Below are 4921 nucleotides of genomic sequence, written 5' to 3'. Positions count from 1 at the left end.
GCACCAATGGATGAAACCGACCACGGTTTGACGCCACGAATCGCAGATTTGAAAGTGAACAGGAAAGTCAATGAAATCAACGATCTACCAACACCACCTCCGCGCCAGTGCTAGCTTTTCGTACCGTCACTTATTGCACTGAAAACGAGGAGACCCCGCTCGGGGTGCCGTTCATCTCCGGTCAAATCCGGCGGATCCTGCCGGACGTGCTGCGCACCCTGGATTGCTGAGTTTCGGGCCGCTTAGCCTCGGCAGCCCCGTATGTGTGACCGGTGATTGCCCCCACCGGCGGTGGGGACGGGGCGGCGGCATTGACAGCCGGTGGATGCGATCGAATAATAGCGAACCGCAAGTAATTTTCGTCCGAGGTCAAACATGCTGAATTCTGCAAACAATGAGATCCTCACCCGCGTCGGCCCCGGCACTGCCATGGGTGGCCTGTTCCGGCAGTTCTGGCAGCCCGCGCTTCTGTGCGAGGAGCTGCCGGCGCCGGATTGCCCTCCGGTGCGGGTTCGGCTGATGGGCGAGAACTTCGTCGCCTTCCGGGACTCCAGCGGGAAGGTCGGCCTGCTGGACGCGCATTGCCCGCACCGCCTGGCCGAGCTGTTCTTCGGGCGCAACGAGGAAGGCGGGCTGCGCTGCGTGTACCACGGCTGGAAGTTCAGCGTCACCGGCGAGCTGCTGGACATGCCGAGTGAACCTGCCGGCAGCCCGATGCGGTGCAATCCGAACATTCGCGCCAAGGCATACTCGGTCCACGAAGCCGGAGGCATCGTCTGGGCCTACCTGGGCCCGCAGGAGTGCGTCCCGCCTTTGCCGCAGATGGAATTCATGAGCCTGCCGGCACAGAACTTCTACACCTCGAAGTGCCTGATGAAATGCAATTACCAGCAGGCGCTGGAAGGCAGCATTGACACAGCGCACCTTACCTTTCTGCACCGGTCCATCGCGCCCATGGAGAAGGACGTGTTCAACGTAGGCCACCTGCAGGAGTACGGCGATGCCGACGGGGCGCCACGCTTTTTCTGCGAGGACACCGACTACGGTATGCGCATCTCTGCGCGCCGGGACGGAGGCGAGGACACCTTCTACTGGCGCATCACGCAGTGGCTGATGCCCACCGCCGTCCTGGTGCCGACAGCCGAAGGCCTGGTCTGCAGGGCCAACCTGTTCATCCCCATCGACGATGAGAACTGCTGGTGGTACCGCATCCGCTACCACGCTGGACGTCCTCTGAGCAACGATGAACTCGCCGAGTACAAGGGCGGCGGGCTCGACTACGCGAAGCTCGTTCCGGGAACCTACATCCCCGAGGGCAACCGCGCCAACGATTACCTAATGGACCGCACCCTCCAGAAGAGCGGCTCGTTCACCGGCGTCCTGAGCGCCCAGCTGCAGGATCTCGTAGTGCAGGAGAGCCAGGGCGCGATCGCCGACCGGACCAAGGAACACCTGGGCTCCTCGGATACCGCAATCGTCAAGTGCCGCCGGCGCCTGATCGAATCCGCGAAGAAGTTCGCTACGGAAGGCACGATCCCGGCGGCCGTCTCGCGCGCCGATCTGTACAAGCGGCGCGCCGTCGCCATGCTCTTGCCCAAGGAGATGACCGCAGAGCAGGCGGGAACCCATCCGGCCACCGTGCCGAGCGCCTGAGCGCGCCGCTGCAGGAGGTCGGCGCGCGCCGCCAAAGCGAAGCGAGCCCGTGCCTCACCACCAATCCAAAGGAGACTCCAGTGAATGTTCTTGTGAAGTTCCGCCGACCCCTCGCGCTGGCTGCCGCTGTAGTGGCCACCGCCTTTGCGTTCGCCGCGCAGGCGCAGCCCAGGGATGCTGCATGGCCCTCCAAGCCGATCCGCTTCGTGATCCCGTTTGCCGCAGGCGGCTCAATCGACGTAGTGGCCCGTCTGATGGGCCGGCACCTGGAAGGACGGCTGGGTCAAAACGTCGTGGTGGAGAACCGCCCCGGCGCAGGCGGAACCGTCGGTGCGGACTCGGTAGCGCGGGCCGCGGCCGACGGGCACACCTTCCTGTTTACGGCGCAGGGGCCACTGGTGCTCAATCCGTTCCTGATGAAGCGCTTGCCTTACAACGCCGAAACTGCGTTCGCGCCGGTCACCATCGTGGCCGAGGCACCGAACGTTTTGGTGACCAACCAAGCGTTTCCGGTGGCGAATTTTACCGACTTGCTTGCTTTTGCCAAGTCAAACCCGGACAAGATGACCTTTGGCACGCAAGGAGTGGGCACCACCGGGCATGTCACCGGCGAACTGATCAACCAGCTGACCGGGCTTGGTCTCACTCACGTTGCCTATCAGGGGTTTCCTCCCGCCCTGACGGACGTTCTGGCCGGGCGGGTCGGCATGATGATCGGGGACACGATCAACCTTGTGCCGCGCATCCGATCCGGCCAGCTGCGGCCCATCGCCATCGCGTCTGCCCGACGCAGCACCGTGCTGCCGCAGGTGCCGACCTTCGCCGAGGCGGGTCACCCTGAAATCGTCTCGGGCCCATGGTTCGCGGTGCTGGCACCCGCAGGTACCGGCATCGAGATCCGCCGCAAGCTCTCCGATGAGATGCGCCAGATCCTGAATCAGGGTGAGGTCCAGGAGAAGTTGAAGGAACTCGGCGTGGAAAGCCGAGGGATGACTCCGGAGGAGTTCGATACCTACCTGAAGGCCGAGTACAAGCGCTGGGGCGGCGTGATTCGCAAGGCGGGGATCACTCTCGACAAGTGACCCGGCTACGGATCGCAGCCGCCAAGCCTGCCGGCTCGGCTTTCCAGCAGGGAAATGGTGGCGAAGAAAGTACTCAGATGATCGGCGGGAATCCCGGCGAGCAGGTCGGCTTCCACCAGGTTGATCATGTCCTCCACCTGCCGGTGGACTTTCCTGCCGGTGGCCGTGAGGCTCAGTCGCAAGCGCCGGCGATCGTCGGGGTCCACGCCCTTCTTGAGGTATCCCTGTTCGACCAGCTTGTCGATCGCTCGGCCGACGAAGAAGGCATCGGTGCTGGTGCGCTCGGCGACCTGCATCGCCGACAGCGGCTCGTAGCGTCCGATGACGGCCATGACACGCCAGCTGGTCACCGTCAGGCCGAACTCGCTCTTCCACCGCGGGGCGAGATGGCGCGTGATGCGCGATGCCACGGACAGGCATCGGTAAGAGATTCTGTTTTCAAGGGGCACACGAGGAGTGTTGCGCATGCGCAGATTCTACGGGTCGGGACAGCCGCGTCGGCTGCCGGTTCGCAGCGCGGCGCGAGCATTTCTTCGTCTGCCAGTCGGGAGAAGTCGAGACCATGAATGCGCAAATGCTGCAAGTGCGCGTGGCGCGCAAGATTCCCCTTGCGCTGGACATTGCCTTGTTCGAACTGGTGAGCACCGACGGCAGGGCACTGCCTCCGTTCTCTGCGGGCTCGCACGTGGACGTTCTGTTGCCCTCTGGTGTCACGCGCCAGTACTCGCTGTGCAACGATCCTGAGGAGTCGCACCGCTACCAGATTGCCGTGCTCAAGGACCCGCGGGGCAGGGGAGGATCGCGCGCGATGCACGAGCTCGTGCGCGAAGGTGATGTGATCACCATCAGCGCACCGCGGAACCATTTCCCACTCACTCCGGGTGCCGAGGAGACCTTGCTGATCGCCGGCGGCATCGGCATCACGCCCTTGCTGTGCATGGCCGAGCGGCTGTACGTGCTCAAGCAGCCTTTCACCCTTCATTACTGTTCGCGTTCGGTGGAACGCACAGCGTTCCGGGAGCGCATCCAGCAGGCGGGCTATGCAGCGCACGTGCAGTTGCACCTTGACGACGGCCCGCAGCAGCAGAAGCTCGGCTTGCCCGCGCTGCTGCGCACGCCACGGCGCGGAGTCCACATCTACACCTGCGGTCCCAAGGGTTTTATGGACGCTGTGCTGTCCAATGCGCGCAGCAGCGGCTGGCCGCAGGACCAGCTTCACTACGAGTTCTTCAGCGCCGCGCCGCAGAAGCTGGCCACCGACGGAAGCTTCGAGGTCAAGCTAGCCAGCTCCGGTCGAACCATCCGCGTTGCGGCCGATGCCTCGGTGACCTCGGCGCTTGCGGCCGCAGGTATCCTGGTGCCGACCTCTTGCGAGCAAGGCGTGTGTGGGACCTGTCTCACACGCGTGCTCGAAGGAGAGCCCGACCATCGGGACATGTACCTGACGCCGCAGGAGCAGGCCGCGAACGACCAGTTCCTGCCTTGCTGTTCCCGCTCCAGGTCAGCTTGCCTTGTTCTGGACCTTTAATCGGTAAGTCTCAGCAAGCATGTGTATGGCAGAGCTCTATTCGAAGTCGCAACCCACCACAAGCCAGATCTTGAGTGACAGCTCGGTGCGTTCCGTGGAACGCGCCATCGAAGTGCTCTTCAGTTTCACACAGCAGGAGCCGGTTCTCGATATTCCGGCGCTGCAGCAGCGCACCGGGCTGTCCCGACCCACTCTCTACCGACTGTTGCGAACACTGGAAACCAGGGGACTGATCTACTCGTTCGGGAACCCGCTACGTTTCCAGCTGGGCGCCCGCACCGGCTTGCTCGCGAGCACGTGGACGCCTGCGCCTGGGGTCTCCTCGTTTTCAGTGCAATAAGTGACGGTACGAAAAGCTAGCACTGGCGCGGAGGTGGTGTTGGTAGATCGTTGATTTCATTGACTTTCCTGTTCACTTTCAAATCTGCGATTCGTGGCGTCAAACCGTGGTCGGTTTCATCCATTGGTGCCAGTTATCGATGCATTTGGCCGCGAAGGCAGGATTTGGTCAGCATAGCGGTCAACCGGGAAGCGAAACACACCCCGCAAGTTGATGCTCTCCAGCCTGGTGGGCGCAATCTTCCCGATCAGTTCCGGTGGAATGACCTGGCGGCGGTTCGACCAGCGATCCAGGACCGCCTGCATCTGTGAGGTATTC

At 63.1% G+C, this 4921-nt stretch carries 6 protein-coding genes; 4 read left to right on the top strand and 2 right to left on the bottom strand.

Annotated features, from left to right (window positions below):
• Positions 1-375: 375 nt before the first annotated feature.
• Positions 376-1653 (top strand): Rieske 2Fe-2S domain-containing protein, encoded by a 1278-nt coding sequence (locus tag G518_RS0126250; RefSeq protein ID WP_028605020.1) that lies wholly within the window; start codon positions 376-378, stop codon positions 1651-1653.
• An 80-nt stretch (positions 1654-1733) separates the two neighbouring features.
• On the top strand, positions 1734-2735 hold the full coding sequence (locus tag G518_RS0126245; protein WP_051237428.1) for a Bug family tripartite tricarboxylate transporter substrate binding protein: 1002 nt from the start codon (positions 1734-1736) through the stop codon (positions 2733-2735).
• A 5-nt stretch (positions 2736-2740) separates the two neighbouring features.
• On the opposite strand, the gene G518_RS37105 is transcribed toward G518_RS0126245, so the two are convergent.
• On the bottom strand, positions 2741-3202 hold the full coding sequence (locus tag G518_RS37105; RefSeq protein ID WP_084652304.1) for a MarR family winged helix-turn-helix transcriptional regulator: 462 nt from the start codon (positions 3200-3202) through the stop codon (positions 2741-2743).
• Between the two features lie 95 nt (positions 3203-3297).
• Between G518_RS37105 and G518_RS0126235 the strand changes: the two genes are divergently transcribed.
• Together G518_RS0126235 and G518_RS0126230 are read left to right on the top strand one after the other, a co-directional pair.
• Positions 3298-4263: a PDR/VanB family oxidoreductase gene (locus G518_RS0126235; protein WP_028605018.1), complete on the top strand. Its 966-nt coding sequence runs from the start codon at positions 3298-3300 to the stop codon at positions 4261-4263.
• Between the two features lie 25 nt (positions 4264-4288).
• Positions 4289-4603, top strand: a complete 315-nt coding sequence (locus G518_RS0126230) for a helix-turn-helix domain-containing protein (RefSeq protein WP_028605017.1) — start codon at positions 4289-4291, stop codon at positions 4601-4603.
• A gap of 116 nt (positions 4604-4719) precedes the next feature.
• Here G518_RS0126230 and G518_RS37100 read toward each other — a convergent pair.
• Positions 4720-4921: Tn3 family transposase (locus tag G518_RS37100; RefSeq protein ID WP_036596256.1), on the bottom strand; the 202-nt coding region annotated here is incomplete at its 5' end.

Origin of the sequence: Ottowia thiooxydans DSM 14619, from assembly GCF_000422885.1 — a bacterium.
GTDB classification, from domain to species: Bacteria; Pseudomonadota; Gammaproteobacteria; order Burkholderiales; family Burkholderiaceae_C; genus Ottowia; species Ottowia thiooxydans.
The sequence above is the reverse complement of the archived record's forward strand: the minus strand, read 5'-3'. Positions and strand labels throughout refer to the sequence as shown.

Coding starts and splice junctions, on each gene's coding strand:
- G518_RS0126250 (WP_028605020.1), top strand. CDS start 376: ATGCTGAATTCTGCAAACAATGAGATCCTCACCCGCGTCGGCCCCGGC.
- G518_RS37105 (WP_084652304.1), bottom strand. CDS start 3,202: ATGCGCAACACTCCTCGTGTGCCCCTTGAAAACAGAATCTCTTACCGA.
- G518_RS0126235 (WP_028605018.1), top strand. CDS start 3,298: ATGAATGCGCAAATGCTGCAAGTGCGCGTGGCGCGCAAGATTCCCCTT.
- G518_RS0126230 (WP_028605017.1), top strand. CDS start 4,289: ATGGCAGAGCTCTATTCGAAGTCGCAACCCACCACAAGCCAGATCTTG.